Raw genomic sequence first — 16,711 nt, forward strand, 5'->3', positions numbered from 1 at the left:
TAATCTCAAGGGAGGAACCCAAAGGATAATAGGCACAAAGACGTGAGATAATCCGGCATGTGGCCGGAGAAAAGAGGAGGGATACCGGGAGCCGTACGGGGGCAGGGGCCTGTGGCATCTTTCACAGCAGTCCTCTTCCTCGCTATCTTGGTTGCCTGTTCCGGCTGCCTCTCTTCCGGCCCGCAGGATCCGGGCGGCCCGGGTTTCGCCTCGACCCGGACCGGTGTGCAGGACCTGTATCTCTACCAGAATGTTGTGAACACCTCTGGTTTACCCGATCCCGCAAAGGATCCTCCCGGTGATTCCGGTATCAGGTGGCGTGCAGCAATAATCCGAGACGCGATCAATGTCAATAACTCAGTAACACGCGATTATGCCGTCTCGATTATCCCCCGCTCACACGGGGGGAGCTTCAACCTTGCCCAAGCCTGCGATCTCTGGGAAGACGTTTACCGCAACTGGACCTACGTAGACGATCCGCGGGGAAGTGAATATTTCTCACCCGCGAGCCGTACGATTGCGCTCGGCATGAAAGGTGACTGCGATGACTTTGCGATCGTTGTCGCAGCCATGATCGAATCGGTCGGGGGAAGCTCCCGGATCGTGACAGCACAGAACGGCACCGGGGGTCATGCCTACCCGGAGCTCTATATCGGGGACAGCAGTGCCCGGTTTGACACTGCCGCAGCCTATATCCGGCAGCGCTACCATGTCACGGATGTCGGCTGCCACATCACGGAAAGTGCCGACGGGACCCGTCACTACTGGCTCAACCTTGACTGGTGGAGCCGCCATCCCGGGGGCCGGTTTTTTGCTGACCGGGGTGTGCGGATTGCGTATTATCCCGACGGGACGTGGGAGTGGAGCGAAACACCGTAAGCCCGTTGCCGCGCCGGGGCGTCCGGGCCCGGGTTCTCCTGAGGGATAATTGCGCGTTTGATGGATTTTCCTTCATAGGTGCCGGTCGCGGTTGTCCAGCAGAAGAAAACCTTCCGGCAAAATATTGGCTGAGATATTCAAACGGGAACAATATGCATTTTAATGTCCGCCGGATGTCAACAAGATGAAAAATTTGACGGGATATGTCAACCACTTACAAATTTTTTTCCAGTTGATTAACTCACTCCGTTTTACCGTCTGTGAAATTAACAATCTTTAATTACTATTTTCTTCCTACCTCTGAATTAGCAAATTTTACCCGATAAAATTTGTGTGAAAATTTGTGTGTGATGTGCATGGCTTTTGCAGTTCATGTAAATATGGAACGGTGCTCCGGGTGCAACAACTGCGTTGTTGCGTGCCCGGTCAATGCACTCGAGCTTTTTACGCTCGACCCTGTCACCAAGGAGAAGATCTACCAGGTACAGGACGGTGTGGCGAAGAGCCTTGATTTCAAGGCCGAACTCTGCGCAGGATGCGGCGTATGCGTTGAAGCATGCCCGATGGGAGTCATCAGCCTATCCGGGAAAGGATCAACCGAAGTCCCGGCCAAAGCCTGAAGAGAGGAGATCCCAATGGCAGAAAAGAAAATTACTCTCAACATGATCACGTGCCGGACGATCCAGCAGGGCGTTGGCATGGAAGCAGGCAAGACCTCGCAGAAATATTTCGATGCCTGCACGGTCATGCATATGCACCCTGACGACATGAAGCGGCTTGGGCTTTGGAAGAACACGAATGTCAAAGTCACGAGTTCCGTTGGCAGCGTTATTGTAAAAGCTGTTGAGACCCGCGAAGATCTTGTCCCGGGCCTTGCCCACATCCCGATGGGACCCTGGGCGAACCGGATCGTCCCGGCCTATACCTTCTCAACCGGCGAACCGTGCTTCAAGGGATTCCCGGTGGATGTCGAGATCGCAGCAAACGAACGCATCATGGGTGCTATCGAGGTCCTGCAGGACGCCTGCGGCCTCATCAGGAAGTGACGGACAATGCCAAAAGAAGTAACTGATGTAATCTGCCCGTTCTGCGGTACCCTGTGTGATGACCTGATCATCACCGTGTCCGATGACAACAAGACCATCCTTGGTGTTAAGAACGCCTGCGCCATCGGCGCCGAGAAGTTCAACCACCAGAGGCTCCCGGGCCGCGTCAAGCGCCCCCGCATGAGGCAGGCTGACGGGACCTATAAAGAAGTCACCTACGACGAAGCGATTGACTGGACCGCAAAGATGCTCGTCAAGTCGAGAAAGACCCTGATGTACGGCTGGGCATCCACGAGCTGCCAGGCCATGAGCATCGGCCACGAGATTGCGGAGAAATGCGGGGGGATTGTCGACAACTGCGCAACTGTCTGCCATGGGTCGTCCCTCATTGCCATCGAAGATGTCGGTGTCCCGAGCTGTACACTCGGTGAGATCAAGAACCGTGCCGACTGTGTTATCTTCTGGGGATGCAACCCGGCTCACGCCCACCCCCGCCACATGTCCCGGTACTCGATCTTCCCCCGTGGTTTCTTCACCGTCAAGGGCCACAAGGGCCGGAAGATTTACTGCGTTGACTGCCGGTACACGGATACGGCAAAGTGCGCCGACAAGTTCATTCAGGTCCAGCAGGGATTCGACTACGAGCTCCTGAATGCATTCAGGACCGCAGTCCGCGGCGAAGCGCTCCCGGACACCGTTGGCGGTGTCCCGAAGGAGAAGATCTACGAGATTGCAGAATCATTCAAGACCGCACGCTTCGGAATCATCTTCTTTGGCATGGGACTTACCCACACCATGGGCAGGAACCACAACATCGATATCGCCATCAACCTCACCCGCGACATGAACGAGTACACGAAATTCGCGATCATGGCCATGCGGGGCCACTGGAACGTCACCGGGTCCGGTCAGGTCCTCGGCTGGCAGTACGGGTTCCCATATGCCGTCGATGTCTCGCGGAGAGACCAGGCACGCCACCAGACCGGTGAGACGACCTCTGTCGACCTCCTTAACAGGAACGAGGTGGAGGCCTGTTTCTACATTGCAACCGACCCCGGTGCACACTTCCCGGTTGATGCAATGATCAGCTCTTCACGGAAGCCCACCGTCACCATCGACCCGCACATCAACTGCACGACCGAGATCTCCGACATCCACATTCCGGTCGCGATGGTTGGTGTCGAAACCGGCGGCTGCGCCTATCGTATGGACAATGTCCCGATTGAGACCAGAAAGGTCGTCGAACCCCCCGAGGGCATGCTCACGGACGAGGAACTCTTAACCAAGATCAACAAGCGTGTTGATGAACTCCTTGCCAAGGGAGGCGCGTAAATGTCTGAGTACATCATCAAGAACGGACACGTCTTTGACCCGGTCCAAGGCATCAAGGGCGACAAGAAGGACATTGCCGTAAAAGACGGCAAGATTGTCGACAAGGTCGGATCCTCGGCAAAGGTTATCGATGCAAAGGACAAGACCGTCATGGCAGGTGCCATGGATATCCACGCCCACGTAGCAGGCCCCAAGGTCAATGCAGGCCGCTGGTACCGCCCCGAGGATAAGCACTTCGACTCCCACAAGAAGGCCGGCATCACCCGCATAGAGGGCGGCAAGTCGATCCCGACCGTCTTCAAGACCGGCTACGAGTACGCCCGCATGGGATTCACGTTTGCCATGGAAGCCGCCATGCCCCCACTCTATGCCCGGCATGTCCACGAGGAGATCCACGACACCCCGATCATTGACGAGGGCGCTCTCCCGGTCTTTGGCAACAACTGGTTTGTCATGGAGTACCTCAAGAACAACGAGGTAGAGAACACCGCAGCCTACATTGCCTGGGTTATGCGCCAGACCAAGGGCTACGGTATCAAGGTCGTCAACCCCGGCGGCACCGAAGCTTGGGCATGGGGACTGAACTGTCTCACCATCCACGATCAGGTTCCGTACTTCGAGATCACCCCGGCAGAGATCATGACAGGCCTGATGAAGGCAAACGAGTATCTCGGTCTCCCGCACTCCATGCACGTGCACCAGAACGATCTTGGGAATCCTGGCAACTACAAGACCACCATCGATACGCTGAAACTCGCTGAGGGTGTCAAGCCGAAAAACAACTTCGGCCGCGAGCAGGTTATGCACTCCACCCACCTCCAGTTCCACTCTTACAAGGGGACCAACTGGGGCGACTTTGAGTCCGGCTCCAAGGAAGTCATGGACTACGTCAACAAGCAAAAGAACATCACCATCGACACGGGGAACGTCACCCTTGACGAGACCACGACGATGACTGCTGACGGCCCGTTCGAGCACCACCTCCACGGCCTCAACCACCTCAAGTGGTTCAATGTGGACGTCGAGCTCGAGACCGCAGCCGGTGTCGTGCCATACATCTACGACCCGAACATCTCAGTCTGCGCCAAGCAGTGGTGTATCGGCCTTGAACTTGCCCTCATGGCAAAGGACCCGATGCGCTGCTTCATCACCACCGACCACCCGAACGCCGGCCCGTTCACCCGCTACCCGCGTGTCTATGCCTGGCTCATGAGCAAGAAGTACCGAGACGAGCGCCTGAACACCTTCAAGAATGCCGACAAGGTCATCGGTGCAACCCACCTTGCCGGGCTCGACAAGGAGATCTCGCTCTACGAATTCGCCCAGATGACCCGCGCCGGTCCGGCAAAGGCACTCGGCCTCTCAAAGGACTACGGCGGCCTGAAGGTCGGTATGAACGCCGACATCGCCATCTACAACATCAACCCGGACAAGTTCCCCTCGAACGGACCGGAGATTGAGAAGGCGTTCGGCAATGCAGCCTACCTCTTCAAGGATGGCAGGATCTGTGTCGATGGCGGCAAGGTCGTCGACTTCGGCCAGAAGAAGACCTTCTGGGTCGACGCAAAGGTGCCCGAGAACAAGCTCGTCATGCACGACATCCGCGAGAAGTTCCTCCGCTACTACAGCGTGAACGAGGCCAACTACCCGGTCCCCGAGAGCTATGCACCGCACCAGCACATCATCACGGTGGATGCTACCAAGGCGTGAGGTGAAAAAGATGAACACGGTTACACTCACAGTAAAAAAGCAGCCGGAACTCTACCTTGAATGCGAGAATGTCAATCCCGACGCATTTGCCGGCAAGAAGGCAGCTGATATTGCAAAGCTCGGTGCATTTGAGGGCAAGGAGATCCTCACCCTCGGCGATTTCTTCACCATCAGCGGCGATGCAGGAGCAACTGCAGCTGACACGAAGATCGTTGTTAACGGCGACTGCACCAAGATGAAGTACCTCGGCGCCAAGATGACCGCCGGCGAGATGGTCGTCAACTCTGCCTGCGACATGTACACGGGCTCTTGGATGAAGGGCGGGAAACTCACCGTCAACGGCGATGTCCACTCCTTCTGTGGCCTTGCAATGGCGGGTGGCGAGTTCACCATCAACGGCAATGCCGGTAACTACCTCGGCGCTGCCTACCGTGGCGACTGGAGAGGTATGTCGGGTGGCGTCCTCCGCGTGAAGGGCAATGCCGGATCGGACGTTGCCAGCTTCATGACCGGCGGCACGCTGATCGTTGAGGGCGATGTCGATATCCACCTCGGCACCCACATGGAGGGTGGCACGATCATCCTCAAGGGCAATGCGAACCGCCGTGTTGGCGGCCAGCTGGTCAAGGGGATCATCTATGTCTTTGGTAAGATCAACGTCATGATGCCCGGCTACAAGCCAGTCGGTGAGGTCGAGCTCGAAGTTGATGGAACCAAGGCAAAGTTCACCGATTATATCGGCGACCTCGGTGAGCGCCACCCCAAGAGGAAGGGCGAAACCGTCTACGGCCACCTCTACATGAAGAACTAACGCGAAAGCGAATCACACACGCACGTGAGGGGAGATATTTCCTCACTGACATTTTTTCCGACAGGTTCGAACAAATCCTTCGGATTTCTTCTTGTCCTCTTGGTTCTGATGAACCAGTCCGGTTTCATAAACCCTGCAGTTCTCCTCCTCAACCATCTGAAGATGAGAACCAGTTACCCGGGAAAAAACGGGCAGTCCTTCACCCGGCATTCCCGGTTATTGGCAAAATAGTGGCAGGTCACCGGTTCGTGGAGCGGAAATGTTATGCCAAGGTGTTCCCGGCAAAAGTGCACGGCTGTGATGATTGCGAGGAACGCATTGCGTTTGCAGCACCGGGGCCCGCCATGGAGGGCAATCTCCCTGAGGCTCTCTGCCGTTATCAGGTTCGACAGTTTCCACTCCTCGCGCGAGAGGGGGGTTGCACCGGTTACGAGCGAGATGAAGATCCCGGTCCCGACTGCAACACCGCAGTCGCCATGGGTGCCGCAGAACCCGCCCATGACAAGCGCCGCACGCTGCCGGGCCTGCGCGACCTTATGGCGTTTGGCCGGCTCTCCCTTCACATTGTAATACGCGGCAAGGAGGGCGGCAGGCACGAGAAAGTGGTGCTCCGGCCCGTGCATCTTAACTTGGGGTGTATCCATGAGAGTTTCCGCGATCACGAGCGGGTCACTCTCCTGTGTCGTTCTGCAGAATGTCTCGATGATCTCATCGGCCGGGGCCCGGTGGCACCGGTCGCAGACGAAATGACCGACCTGGCAGACTGCGTCTGTCTGATGCATCTCCCCGCAATAGAAACAGGGGGCGGCCACCGGCTCCGGCAGGTACTTCAGGTTCTTCCCGCAGACGAGGCAGCCGCTTTGGTGTTCCGGGTCCATATTCTCCCACTATCCCATACTCGGGTTGGAAGCATAAACATTCAGGATCTGCCAAGGTTATCGCTCTTTCTTTGTTATCACCACGTAAAACCCGCGATTGCACGTCACCGTATGCGAAAAGCCGGCATCACCCAGTGCCCCGGTAACTTCCGGCAGGGACCGGAATTTCGCATGCCGGAGGAACCGTCCTTTTGGCTCCTTTGCCAGCTCCCGTGTAGCAATCTCCCCGTCTTTTTCCAGGAACCCCACGACCAGTGTCCCGCCCGGTTTCAGGACCCGGAAAACCTCCCGGAACGAACGGGCATAGTCCTCGAAGTAACAGATGACCGTCATCATCAGCACGGTATCCCAGGTACCGTCACGATAGGGCAGGAATTCCCCGAGACCCAGCACGGTTTCCACACCCCGCTGCCGGGCCATAACAAGGAGGGCCGGGGAGGGGTCGAGGCCGTGAGGGATGCCAAGGGGCCCGGCAAACCTCCCGGAGCCAACCCCTACTTCAAGGCCCCTGCCTCCTGCCGGGATGGCCCGGCGGAGGAGTGAAAGCTGGGCAGTATTGGTCGCCTTGTGAGTATCGAACCATGCGTCATATTCCGGGGCATACCGATCAAACACGGAATCTCCCGTTTTCATAAAAAGAGCACCTCACCGGGGCAGCCGCACCTTCATCTTCTCCCGGATCGAATCGGTGATCTCCAGCATCTTCCGTGCACCGCTCTCCCCCTGTTTTGCGTAGAAGAGGAGCAGGTGGAAGTAATCCGAGGTCAGGTCGAAGAACTCTTTCCGGTACCGGACCTCCACGCTCGAATCCCCGACAAATCCCTTGAGGGAGATGAAATGCTCCTGCTCGAAGGAAAAGTACGGCCGTTTCATGTGGGGGTACTCCTTCACCGTGCCGAACGATTTCAGGAATGTGAGGAATTCCGGTGTAAGCGGGAACTCGAGGAGGAATTCCCGCATCTGCGAACCGTCCGTGCAGACCTTGTTCTGGAGGGATTTAACGATTCGCACCCTCGGCCACCTCCCGCACGGCCTCACCGGCAGCCCTGCACTCTTCCGGTGTGTTGAGGTACGAGAAGCTGACGCGGATGCACCCTTTCCCCCCGTCGATCCGGTCGTGCACGAGCGGGGCACAGTGGAGTCCGGTCCGGGTGATGATGTTGTAGGCCTTTGCAAGGATGTAACCAGCCTCGTCGTTGTCCAGGTTCCGGATGTTGAAGGAGACGACCGGGAGGTCGGGAGCCGGGGTGTAGAGAATGATGTTGGGATCGTTTTTGATCTCCTGGAGGAAAAGGGTCGCGAGATTCCTGCCCTTGGTCGTGATTTTGTCCTGACCCTCGCGTTCGATGAACCGGATGCCGGCAAGGAGCGAGGCGATCCCGGTATAGTTATGCGTGCCGGCCTCGAACTTCTGCGGCATTTCTACCGGCTGGGCGAGCGAGCGCGAGTCCGTACCGGTCCCCCCTTGCCGAACCGGGGCAGTCGTTTCGGGATCATTAAGGTAAAATCCGCCAATGCCGGGGATCCCGAAGAGGGCCTTATGGCCCGTGAAGACAAACGCTCCGCCGGAGATTGCCGAGAGGTTGATTGGGACCTGGCCGGCAGTCTGGGCTCCGTCGACAACCAGGAAGATATCGTTATCCGCACAGAGATCGGCCACTGGCTGGACATCCTGCAGGGTTCCGAGCACATTGCTTCCATGGCTCATGACGATGAGCCGGGTCTCCGGACGGACGGCTTTTTTCATCTCCCGGAGGGGGATATATCCGTCCTCTGAGGGAACTGTACTAATCGTGAGTTTTCCATCACCTGCAAGAGTATTCAGCGGACGGAGGACGGAGTTATGCTCAAGGTCTGTCGTGATGGCGTGGAACGACGCTTTCTGTTTTTTCACAAACCCGTGGATGAGCAGGTTGAGGGAGTCAGTGGCATTCTGCGTGAAGATGAAATGGTCCGGGTTTTCCGCATGGAAGAGCCCGGCCAGCACCAAGCGTGTTTCCGACGGGTAATCGGTTGCTGACCCGGCCGTTGATCTGCCGTGCTCGAAGAACGGGATTTTCAGGCATTGGGCAACCTCGTCCAGTACTTCTGGTGGTTTCGGCCATGTCGTTGCCGCATTGTTGAGGTAGATGAGCGGGGAAATGCCCGGGTTGTTTCCCATTGCTGTAGTGTGGGTGGTTCATTGTCTTTGCTCTTTCGTGAAGACCGGTTCTATCAGTAAGGGAAAAGAATGGAAGGGACGGTTATGCCTGGATTGTTAATCCTGTCAGAAAAACAGGCCTAGAGGACCGGGAAAAACAGGATTATTTCTTCTTCTTGTGTTCATCGTCAACAGGTTTCATGTACACGACTTCAGCCTTGACGTCCTTTGCGATCTGTTCGATCTCGAATTTCCGAAAGTGGGTTGCCGCAATCTGGACTTCTCCGCCGGTTACGGCGATGATCCGGTACTTGGGTGATTCGACGCCTTCGCCGACTTTCTGGCGCTCACGGACATAAATCTTCATACATACTCTCCTGCCAACCATCAGGCAGCACCTCGCTGGTGCGAGGAATGCACGAATGTTGGCTCTGATATATCAACTGGTTTACAAGGACTTATGCCTTTCTATCGCGGAACAGAGAGTAGCGTGTCATCATGAAAAAACGGTTTGAGCTCTCAAGCGGACTTCAGGGTGAGACCCTGGTCCGGAAAGGGATGAAGAGAAAGCGGTCCGACTCTGAACAGATTCGCATTGCCCCGGAGATAAATGTCATAAAGATCGGCGGACATGGTGCGATCGATTACGGCCGGGAAGTGATGCTCCCCCTCTGCGATGAGATCGGGAAGCTCTCAAAAAAGAACCAGGTACTGGTCGTTACCGGTGGCGGCGGGAGGGTGCGCCACATCATGGATATCGGAATGGACCTGGGCATGCCCACCGGTGTTCTTGCAGAACTCTCGGCAAAGATCTCTGAGCAGAACGCGATCATGGTCTCGATCCTCCTTTCGAAATACAACGGGACCCGGATCCACACCGGTGACCTGCTTGAGCTCCCAATGCTCCTGAAACTGGGAATCCTGCCGGTGACACACGGAACCCCCCCGTACGGGTTGTATGAACACCCGTCGCGAACCGACATGATCCCCCCGCACCGTACAGATACCGGAGCGTTTTTGATTTCCGAGGTACTCGGGGCAAAGAACTGTATCATCGGAAAAAATGTTGACGGACTATATACTGAGGATCCACGAAAGAATCCTGACGCGGAACTCATCAAAGAAATCACGGCAAAGGAACTGATCCGTATGAACCTCGAAGATATGGTTCTCGAACCGATGGTCATCGAACTCCTGCAGGATTCCGTGCATGTCCGTGAAGTCCGGATCATCAACTGTCACACGAGGGGCAATATCGGCAAGGCAATTGCCGGGAAGAATATCGGGACGATCATAAGGGCTGAATAAGAATAAGCACCAGACGATCCCAGGAATGGCGGCCAAGTGTGTGTCATACGTGAGTGGCCGCCATGCGGGATCCGGGCGGATCGCCAGTTGCCTGATCGTGGCATAATCCGGATGCTGACGTTCCTATCCTTTGCGGACACTCTCTTTATTAATTTTCTTATTAATAAAACAATATTGTTAATAATTTTCATTTGACATTTGTGCAGTGGGACCTCAAACCGTGAGAGTCTCCAGGATCATGATTTCAGAACATAGACTGTTTTCATAAGATTAACTTAACCCACTTCAGGTGATATGATAACCTCAGTTGATTAACCAGCAGGGTTTATCAGAAAGACTCGTTTACATACTATGAGTACTATGGGATTCAGCGCAGATATCATGCATGACTTTGTGGCAAAAGAGATCCGAAATATCTACTCCAGCTATGATGGCTGGAACTGTACCATGAAAGAGACGGGAGACGGGTATGATGCAATAGCCGTACTGGAACGGCATAACGGCGGACACCGGGAGTGTGTAAAGATCCTCGTATCCTTTGCACGTGACTTTGCCCCAGATCACTTGGATGAGCTTCGGGTTCCGGTGAAGTCGTATGACGGGACACTCGCCCGCCACTCGTTTGCCGTTTTGCTCCCGGCAAACGCGAACATGGCTTCAGTACCGGCTGGTGTTCCTGTCCTGACCATGCGATCCTTTGCTTTTGAGGGTAAGGAACTGATCTGGGTCAAGAAGCCGGTCCGGAAAGAGGATGCAGCGAAATCCGCTGCCTGATTTCATTGTTTTAAAAATGCGGCCACGCCCGGGTTACCTGGGCAAGCCGCATCATCATATCTTCTCGTAATATTTCATGGATCCGCAGGTACCACAGCGGCCATTGACAGCAAGGTAATCGGGCACGGTCTCACCACAGACCGGGCACGTCACGGACTTCCACTTCTTCTTGGTCTTTACACCAACCCGGACCTTCTCGAACGACAGGACGTTACGGCCGGCCTGAAAGATATCGTCACGGAGCTTATCACCCATGGTGTGCTTGTCAAACGCCGGGCTGTTGGAATACCATAGGTCCAGGGTAGGATACTTCTTCACCTTCTGCAGGTCAAGATACACCCTTACTGCATCTGTCGCCTCCTTGTCCGAGGGGCCGTTGAGCGTGATGGCAAACTTTCCGATCGGTACCACTTTCAGCCGGTTATTGCCGGTGGTGCACCTTGCCATTACCTGAAGGGCATCGGGAAGGCACTTTGGCGTTTCGCAGACACCGTACAGTTTTTTGTCGGGACTGATCCCAAGGAGTTCCAGGGCATAGTCCACCATAAATGCACCAATGAGGATGCCAGGGGCAGCATACGTATGGAAGGATGAGAGCTGCCGGATCTGCTCCTGCAGGCGCGGGGGGACGTGATGAATATCCATCACGACATTGAGTCTTGAATCAGGGTCTTCGTGCATTCCGGTCATGCACATCTGTGGAATTACATCTGTTAAACTTTTTATGATTGTTTACCGGTAGGGCCTGCATACAGTAGTTTGTGACGAATGCGGGAGGACCGGCAGGTTCAGGGCCGTCTGGCAGGATCCTTACGTTCCCCGTCCCGGGCGGGAAACCCCGCCGGGGGAGGACTTCTGGCGATGTTGCAGACCATGAGGATCTCTTCCATATCGAGACTGGCGGGCTCCGCTGACGTACCGGCAAATGTGGAAAGCGAGATAATCGAGACAGGAATTTTCATGCCGAAAACGTCGACCGAGGGAATAACAGGAAGCGCCAGCCCGGAATAGTGCCGGACACTCCAGCGGTCCACGATCACGCCCATCCGTTCTAGGTATACAGAGGCACGGGTGAAGGGTATATTGGATGACAGAGTGCGGCAGAGATCGACTACCGGCGCCCCGATCCTCGTGCCCGGATAAAATGGCTGAGGGGGATCGATGATACGCTCGCACACCCGGCAGTATGAACGACAGACAACGACATTCACCACAACCCGGTTTTCATCCTCCACCAGCACGGCAAACCGTTTCCTGCGTTCATCGTACCCTGACAGGCGGCCCCCGCAAAAAGGGCACGCTGTCCCGGCATGGAAACGGACATCCTCGCAGGCAACAAGTGCCGTGTGGATGATATTGACAAGCATTGCGGGGACCTGTCTCAGTCTCATGATCAATCACCCTCATTTTTGCGCGGCAAGCCATCTGCACAACAAAAATGCACAGCACACTGGGTTTTTTGGATAGAAATACCCCTCTGACCCCAAACCAATCCCCAGTTTTCAGGGATATCTCAATATGCATATATATCATTTTTACCTAGATCCCTAATTAAGCAAAATTGTTTAACCAATTTTGCGAATACCACTGTCAGAGGTGTGTAGCATAGAGGTTTTGGCTGCTTTTAGCCAGGGCTTCTGTGTGTGTGTATGGTGATATAATGGCTAATAGCACGAGTACTCTTAAGTATGTACCCACGACGTGCCCTTACTGCGGCGTAGGCTGTGGTCTGAACCTTGTTGTCAATGACGGCAAGCTCGTCGGGGTGGAACCGTATAAACGTAGCCCGATCAATGAAGGCAAACTTTGCCCCAAAGGAATGACCTGCTGGGAACACGTCCACAGCCCTGACCGGCTGACAAAGCCGAAGATCAAGAAGAACGGCAAGTTCGTGGACGCTACCTGGACCGAGGCAATCGACCTGATTGCTAAGAAATTCAAGGAAATTTCCGACAAGAACGGCCCCAAATCCCTGGGATTCCAGACATCATGCCGTACCGTCAATGAGGACTGTTATGCGCTGCAGAAATTTGCACGTGTCGGTTTCCAGACCAACAACGTCGACAACTGTGCACGTATCTGCCACGGTCCGTCCGTTGCCGGTCTCTCGCTCTCGTTTGGTTCCGGCGCAGCAACGAACCCGTTTGAGGATGTCCTGAACTCCGACCTCATTGTCATGTGGGGTTCCAACGCAGTCGAGGCCCACCCGCTCGCCGGCCGCCGCGTCATGCAGGCCAAGAAGAAGGGAATCCCGATCGTTGTCGTTGACCCGCGGTACAGCACAACAGCACGGCTTGCCGACAAATGGATCCGGTTCAACCCGTCGACCCACATTGCCCTTGCCAACTCCATGATGTACTGGATCATCAAGGAGGGACTCCAGAACACCGCGTTCATCAATGAGCGCACGAAAGGATTCGATGACCTCAAGAAGACCGTTGAGAAGTATGCCGACTGCGAAGAGATCCACGGCGTCCCGCTCGAAACGGTCAAGTCATTTGCCCGCCAGTATGCCAGGGCAAAGAACGCGGTCATCATCTACTGTCTCGGTATCACCGAGCTGACCACCGGTACCGACAATGTCCGTTCCATGGGCAACCTCGCCCTGCTCACCGGCAATGTCGGACGCCCGGGCGTTGGTGTCAACCCGCTCCGTGGCCAGAACAACGTGCAGGGTGCCTGCGACATGGGTGCATACCCGAACGTTTACTCCGGCTACCAGGCATGTTCAGTCGCTGACAACCGTTCCAAGATGGAGAAGGCGTGGGGCATGAAGGAAGGCTCCCTCCCCGACTGGTACGGCTCAACCCTGACCGAACAGGTCAACGATGCCGGAAGCGTTATCAAGGCAATGTATTTCCTTGGCCTGAACCCTGTTGTCTCCTACCCCGATTCCAACCATGTCAAGCGGCAACTGGAGAAACTCGACTTCTGCGTCTTCCAGGATATCTTCTGGACCGAGAGTTGCGAGTACGCAGACGTTGTCCTGCCCGGCACCTGCTTTGCCGAGAAGGACGGCACGTTCACGAGCGGCGAGCGCCGTGTCAACCGTGTACGGAAGGCCGTCGATGGTCCCGGCGAGTCGAAGTACGACTGGGAGATTATCGGCATGGTTGCAAAGAAGATGGGGCTCAAGGGCTTTGACTGGAAGTCCGCAAAGGATGTCTGGGACGACATGCGGGCATGCACCCCGAACCTGTTCGGCGCAACCTACGAGAAGATGGAGAAACCCGAGTCTATCCACTGGCCCTGCCCGACCGTCGAGCACCCGGGGACCCCGATCCTCCACATCGGAAAATTCTCCGCTGCGGACGGCAAGGGTACCATGTTCGGCCTCGAATATCGCCAGCCCGCGGAAGTCGCAGATGCAGAGTACCCGTTCACCATGATGACCGGGCGTGTTATCTTCCACTACCACACCAGGACCCAGACCGACCGTGCCGCACAACTGCACTATGAAGTGCCCGAGTCCTATTGCCAGATCAACACCATCGATGCAAAGAAGATGGGTGTCAAGGAAGGCGAGAAGATCAAGATAACGAGCCGCCGTGGCGAGACCATAACGCGGGCACGGATATCGGACGACGTTGCCCCGAAGGTGCTGTACATGGCAATGCACTTCAACCAAGGGGTAAACAACCTGACCAACACCGCGCTCGACCCGCTCTCCAAGATGCCGGAGCTGAAACACTGTGCCGTCAAGGTCGAAAAGATTGCGGAGGCGAAGTAAATGGCAAAGAAAGGCGATATGCTCTATGCATGGACCAATGATGCCGGCCTCTTAAAGAAGGCGGAATGTGGCGGTGCGGTCACCGAGCTCCTCAAGTATGCACTTGAGAGCAAGACCGTTGATGCAGTGCTTGCCGTAACACGCGGTGTTGACCTGTACGATGCAATTCCGGCTCTCGTCACCGACCCCAAGGAACTCGACAAATGCGCAGGTTCGCTTCACTGCGGTACCGTCCTTATGTCGAAACTGGTGATGGAGTACGCACCCAGGATGTCCGGCAAGAAGATCGGGATGGTTGTCAAGGGCTGCGACATGATGGGGCTCCTTGAGCTTGCGAAGCGCAACCTTGTCAACCTCGACAACATCGTTATGATCGGTGTCAACTGCGGTGGATCGGTCAGCCCGGTCGCTGCACGGAAGATGATCAAGGAGATGTTCGGCGTTGACCCGAACACCGTCACCAAGGAAGAGATCGACAAGGGCCAGTTCATCATCGAGTACGAGGGAGGCCACAAGGGCATCTCCATGGACGAACTCGAAGAGGCCGGCTATGGCCGCAGGTCGAACTGCCGCCGCTGCAAAGTAAAGGTTCCCCGTCAGGCAGACCTTGCCTGCGGGAACTGGGGAGTCATCGGGCCCAAGGCAGGCAACGCGACTTTTGTTGAGGTCTGCTCCGAGAAGGGCGCAAAACTTCTCGACGCTGCCGTCAAGGCCAAGAAGCTCTCCACGGAACCGGCAAACCCCAAGGGTATTGAGGTCCGTGGCAAAGTCGAGAATGCTATGTTCAAGCTCGGCGATAAGTGGCGCAAGCACGACTTCGAGGCGCTCGCACCGGTTCTCTGGGACACCATTGCAAAGGAGACCGGGCGCTGCATGAAGTGCCTGGCCTGCATTGAGCACTGCCCGGTCTGTGTCACCCGTGCTGACAAGTACAAGCAGCCTGACATGATGGTCCGCCACGGGTTCATCCCGGCCGACCCGATGTTCCACCTGCGCCGGTTTGCGCATATCTCCGACTCCTGCATCAACTGCGGGCAGTGCGAAGAATGCTGCCCGTGCGAGATCCCGCTTGCGCTCTTCAGCCACGCGATCCGCACGGAAGCTGACAAGGTCTTCGAGCCGAAGCTCGGAAAGTCAGCTTATTCCAACTAAATTTTTTTATTCCAAAACCGGTCCCGCGAGGGAAAATCAATACTCATCTCCAGAGATACAGCGGGGGACCCGTGGTGATGAGGGAGATCAGATCGATATCCCCCGTCCCCACTCTCATCTCCAAAAAGGCAGGATCGTTTCCTGACTCTTGGTTACCATTATCCTTCCCGCGATCCGGTCATCGCTTCCTGCGGTGGAGACCCGGTATTTTTCCCCGATGGATACCCGCACGCGGCAAGCAGGTCCGATGCACTCACGCTGCCCCCTGCCGGTATCCCCATGGCCAAGGCAGAGTGGGAGACAATGGAGAGGGGGATCGTGAACCCGAACATATCCACACCGGGAACGGTGCGCCGGTTATTCCGGATATAGTTCCTGACACTCCAGCGGTCGACAACAACCCCCATCTCATACAGGCAGGAAGAGACACGGGAGAACGGCATGCTCCCGCCAAGCGTCACGCAGAGATCTACCGCAAGCGACCCGATACGGGTATCCGGATAAAAGGGTTGATCGGCAGGATGGATCTGCCTGCAGCTGCGGCAGCGGAACCGCTTAACCCGTACGGGGATCACCTTCTTCTGTTCCCCATCCATGACAACGGCAAACTGTCTCTTTTTAATATCATACCCGGAAAGATCTCCCCCACAGGAAGGGCAGGTATCGCAGGAATCAAACAGTACGTTATCATAAGATGCCAGTGCAGCCTGGACAATGTCGGTGAGCATAGGAGGGATGCGGCGTTTTCTCATGGAGCTGCACCAGTTCCAGGTGTTCCGGTTGGTTCGCCCGGATTATTCGGGCAATTGCGGGCTGGATTATCTATACATTCAACGGCATAAGATAATAAACCCACTTTTGTTCACCAATTTTTGTCCAAATTTCAGAACGGTTATATAATGCAAGGGCAGAGATCTGATGTTCAATCATTAAATCTCTTTAACAAATCCA

Annotated in this window: 18 protein-coding genes; 10 read left to right on the forward strand and 8 right to left on the reverse strand. The window is 55.7% G+C overall.

The annotated features are described in order from the left end of the window. Positions 1–111 precede the first annotated feature (111 nt). The 6 genes from METFOR_RS14430 (at position 112) to METFOR_RS03210 (ending at position 5,778) form a co-directional block, all read left to right on the forward strand. Positions 112–879, forward strand: coding sequence for a transglutaminase domain-containing protein (locus METFOR_RS14430; RefSeq protein ID WP_052310746.1), 768 nt, complete (start codon positions 112–114; stop codon positions 877–879). 356 nt (positions 880–1,235) lie between these two features. Then, positions 1,236–1,499 carry a 4Fe-4S binding protein gene (locus tag METFOR_RS03190; RefSeq protein WP_015284657.1) on the forward strand — a complete coding sequence of 88 codons (264 nt, stop codon included), beginning with the start codon at positions 1,236–1,238 and terminating at the stop codon, positions 1,497–1,499. 15 nt (positions 1,500–1,514) lie between these two features. Beyond that, entirely contained in the window at positions 1,515–1,925 is a 411-nt protein-coding gene (locus METFOR_RS03195; protein WP_015284658.1) for a molybdopterin dinucleotide binding domain-containing protein, read from the forward strand. Positions 1,926–1,931: 6 nt separating this feature from the next. Continuing rightward, positions 1,932–3,257, forward strand: coding sequence for a formylmethanofuran dehydrogenase subunit B (locus METFOR_RS03200; RefSeq protein WP_015284659.1), 1,326 nt, complete (start codon positions 1,932–1,934; stop codon positions 3,255–3,257). Further along, positions 3,258–4,967, forward strand: coding sequence for a formylmethanofuran dehydrogenase subunit A (locus tag METFOR_RS03205; protein ID WP_015284660.1), 1,710 nt, complete (start codon positions 3,258–3,260; stop codon positions 4,965–4,967). A 10-nt stretch (positions 4,968–4,977) separates the two neighbouring features. Then, positions 4,978–5,778 carry a formylmethanofuran dehydrogenase subunit C gene (locus METFOR_RS03210; protein WP_015284661.1) on the forward strand — a complete coding sequence of 267 codons (801 nt, stop codon included), beginning with the start codon at positions 4,978–4,980 and terminating at the stop codon, positions 5,776–5,778. A 173-nt stretch (positions 5,779–5,951) separates the two neighbouring features. On the opposite strand, the gene METFOR_RS03215 is transcribed toward METFOR_RS03210, so the two are convergent. The 5 genes from METFOR_RS03215 to METFOR_RS03235 all read right to left on the reverse strand — a co-directional run bounded on the left by METFOR_RS03215 (position 5,952) and on the right by METFOR_RS03235 (position 9,163). Next, a complete protein-coding gene (locus METFOR_RS03215; protein ID WP_015284662.1) occupies positions 5,952–6,656 on the reverse strand; it encodes a DUF5714 domain-containing protein in 705 nt (234 codons plus the stop codon). 57 nt (positions 6,657–6,713) lie between these two features. Then, entirely contained in the window at positions 6,714–7,271 is a 558-nt protein-coding gene (locus METFOR_RS03220) for a class I SAM-dependent methyltransferase (RefSeq protein WP_158491343.1), read from the reverse strand. A 30-nt stretch (positions 7,272–7,301) separates the two neighbouring features. Further along, complete coding sequence (locus tag METFOR_RS03225) at positions 7,302–7,667, reverse strand: hypothetical protein (RefSeq protein ID WP_015284664.1); 366 nt, start codon at positions 7,665–7,667, stop codon at positions 7,302–7,304. Beyond that, complete coding sequence (locus METFOR_RS03230; protein WP_015284665.1) at positions 7,654–8,817, reverse strand: aminotransferase class V-fold PLP-dependent enzyme; 1,164 nt, start codon at positions 8,815–8,817, stop codon at positions 7,654–7,656. Before METFOR_RS03230 ends, METFOR_RS03225 begins: the two co-directional genes overlap by 14 nt. A gap of 142 nt (positions 8,818–8,959) precedes the next feature. Next, the gene (locus tag METFOR_RS03235) at positions 8,960–9,163 is read right to left on the reverse strand and encodes a hypothetical protein (RefSeq protein ID WP_048110783.1); all 204 of its coding nucleotides are present in this window, start codon (positions 9,161–9,163) and stop codon (positions 8,960–8,962) included. 131 nt (positions 9,164–9,294) lie between these two features. On the opposite strand from METFOR_RS03235, the gene METFOR_RS03240 reads away from it, so the two are divergent. Both METFOR_RS03240 and METFOR_RS03245 read left to right on the forward strand, forming a co-directional pair. Further along, a complete protein-coding gene (locus tag METFOR_RS03240) occupies positions 9,295–10,104 on the forward strand; it encodes an amino acid kinase family protein (RefSeq protein WP_015284667.1) in 810 nt (269 codons plus the stop codon). 360 nt (positions 10,105–10,464) lie between these two features. Continuing rightward, the gene (locus METFOR_RS03245; RefSeq protein ID WP_048110784.1) at positions 10,465–10,878 is read left to right on the forward strand and encodes a hypothetical protein; all 414 of its coding nucleotides are present in this window, start codon (positions 10,465–10,467) and stop codon (positions 10,876–10,878) included. A 54-nt stretch (positions 10,879–10,932) separates the two neighbouring features. Here METFOR_RS03245 and METFOR_RS03250 read toward each other — a convergent pair whose 3' ends face one another. Together METFOR_RS03250 and METFOR_RS03255 are read right to left on the reverse strand one after the other, a co-directional pair. Beyond that, positions 10,933–11,568, reverse strand: coding sequence for an FmdE family protein (locus METFOR_RS03250; RefSeq protein ID WP_015284669.1), 636 nt, complete (start codon positions 11,566–11,568; stop codon positions 10,933–10,935). A gap of 98 nt (positions 11,569–11,666) precedes the next feature. Further along, positions 11,667–12,269: a hypothetical protein gene (locus METFOR_RS03255; RefSeq protein ID WP_015284670.1), complete on the reverse strand. Its 603-nt coding sequence runs from the start codon at positions 12,267–12,269 to the stop codon at positions 11,667–11,669. A gap of 269 nt (positions 12,270–12,538) precedes the next feature. Between METFOR_RS03255 and fdhF the strand changes: the two genes are divergently transcribed. Together fdhF and METFOR_RS03265 are read left to right on the forward strand one after the other, a co-directional pair. Beyond that, complete coding sequence (fdhF, locus tag METFOR_RS03260) at positions 12,539–14,608, forward strand: formate dehydrogenase subunit alpha (protein WP_015284671.1); 2,070 nt, start codon at positions 12,539–12,541, stop codon at positions 14,606–14,608. Beyond that, on the forward strand, positions 14,609–15,760 hold the full coding sequence (locus tag METFOR_RS03265) for a Coenzyme F420 hydrogenase/dehydrogenase, beta subunit C-terminal domain (protein ID WP_015284672.1): 1,152 nt from the start codon (positions 14,609–14,611) through the stop codon (positions 15,758–15,760). Positions 15,761–15,918: 158 nt separating this feature from the next. Here METFOR_RS03265 and METFOR_RS03270 read toward each other — a convergent pair whose 3' ends face one another. Next, positions 15,919–16,512, reverse strand: a complete 594-nt coding sequence (locus tag METFOR_RS03270; protein WP_015284673.1) for a DUF6431 domain-containing protein — start codon at positions 16,510–16,512, stop codon at positions 15,919–15,921. Positions 16,513–16,711: the final 199 nt, after the last annotated feature.

It is taken from the genome of Methanoregula formicica SMSP (assembly GCF_000327485.1).
Lineage (GTDB): Archaea > Halobacteriota > Methanomicrobia > Methanomicrobiales > Methanospirillaceae > Methanoregula > Methanoregula formicica.

Excerpts from the sequence above, each read along its gene's own strand:
- METFOR_RS03190 (WP_015284657.1), top strand. The coding sequence starts at position 1,236 with ATGGCTTTTGCAGTTCATGTAAATATGGAACGGTGCTCCGGGTGCAAC.
- METFOR_RS03195 (WP_015284658.1), top strand. The coding sequence starts at position 1,515 with ATGGCAGAAAAGAAAATTACTCTCAACATGATCACGTGCCGGACGATC.
- METFOR_RS03200 (WP_015284659.1), top strand. The coding sequence starts at position 1,932 with ATGCCAAAAGAAGTAACTGATGTAATCTGCCCGTTCTGCGGTACCCTG.
- METFOR_RS03205 (WP_015284660.1), top strand. The coding sequence starts at position 3,258 with ATGTCTGAGTACATCATCAAGAACGGACACGTCTTTGACCCGGTCCAA.
- METFOR_RS03210 (WP_015284661.1), top strand. The coding sequence starts at position 4,978 with ATGAACACGGTTACACTCACAGTAAAAAAGCAGCCGGAACTCTACCTT.
- METFOR_RS03215 (WP_015284662.1), bottom strand. The coding sequence starts at position 6,656 with ATGGACCCGGAACACCAAAGCGGCTGCCTCGTCTGCGGGAAGAACCTG.
- METFOR_RS03230 (WP_015284665.1), bottom strand. The coding sequence starts at position 8,817 with ATGGGAAACAACCCGGGCATTTCCCCGCTCATCTACCTCAACAATGCG.
- METFOR_RS03235 (WP_048110783.1), bottom strand. The coding sequence starts at position 9,163 with ATGAAGATTTATGTCCGTGAGCGCCAGAAAGTCGGCGAAGGCGTCGAA.
- METFOR_RS03240 (WP_015284667.1), top strand. The coding sequence starts at position 9,295 with ATGAAAAAACGGTTTGAGCTCTCAAGCGGACTTCAGGGTGAGACCCTG.
- METFOR_RS03245 (WP_048110784.1), top strand. The coding sequence starts at position 10,465 with ATGGGATTCAGCGCAGATATCATGCATGACTTTGTGGCAAAAGAGATC.
- METFOR_RS03250 (WP_015284669.1), bottom strand. The coding sequence starts at position 11,568 with ATGACCGGAATGCACGAAGACCCTGATTCAAGACTCAATGTCGTGATG.
- METFOR_RS03255 (WP_015284670.1), bottom strand. The coding sequence starts at position 12,269 with ATGAGACTGAGACAGGTCCCCGCAATGCTTGTCAATATCATCCACACG.
- fdhF (WP_015284671.1), top strand. The coding sequence starts at position 12,539 with ATGGCTAATAGCACGAGTACTCTTAAGTATGTACCCACGACGTGCCCT.
- METFOR_RS03265 (WP_015284672.1), top strand. The coding sequence starts at position 14,609 with ATGGCAAAGAAAGGCGATATGCTCTATGCATGGACCAATGATGCCGGC.
- METFOR_RS03270 (WP_015284673.1), bottom strand. The coding sequence starts at position 16,512 with ATGAGAAAACGCCGCATCCCTCCTATGCTCACCGACATTGTCCAGGCT.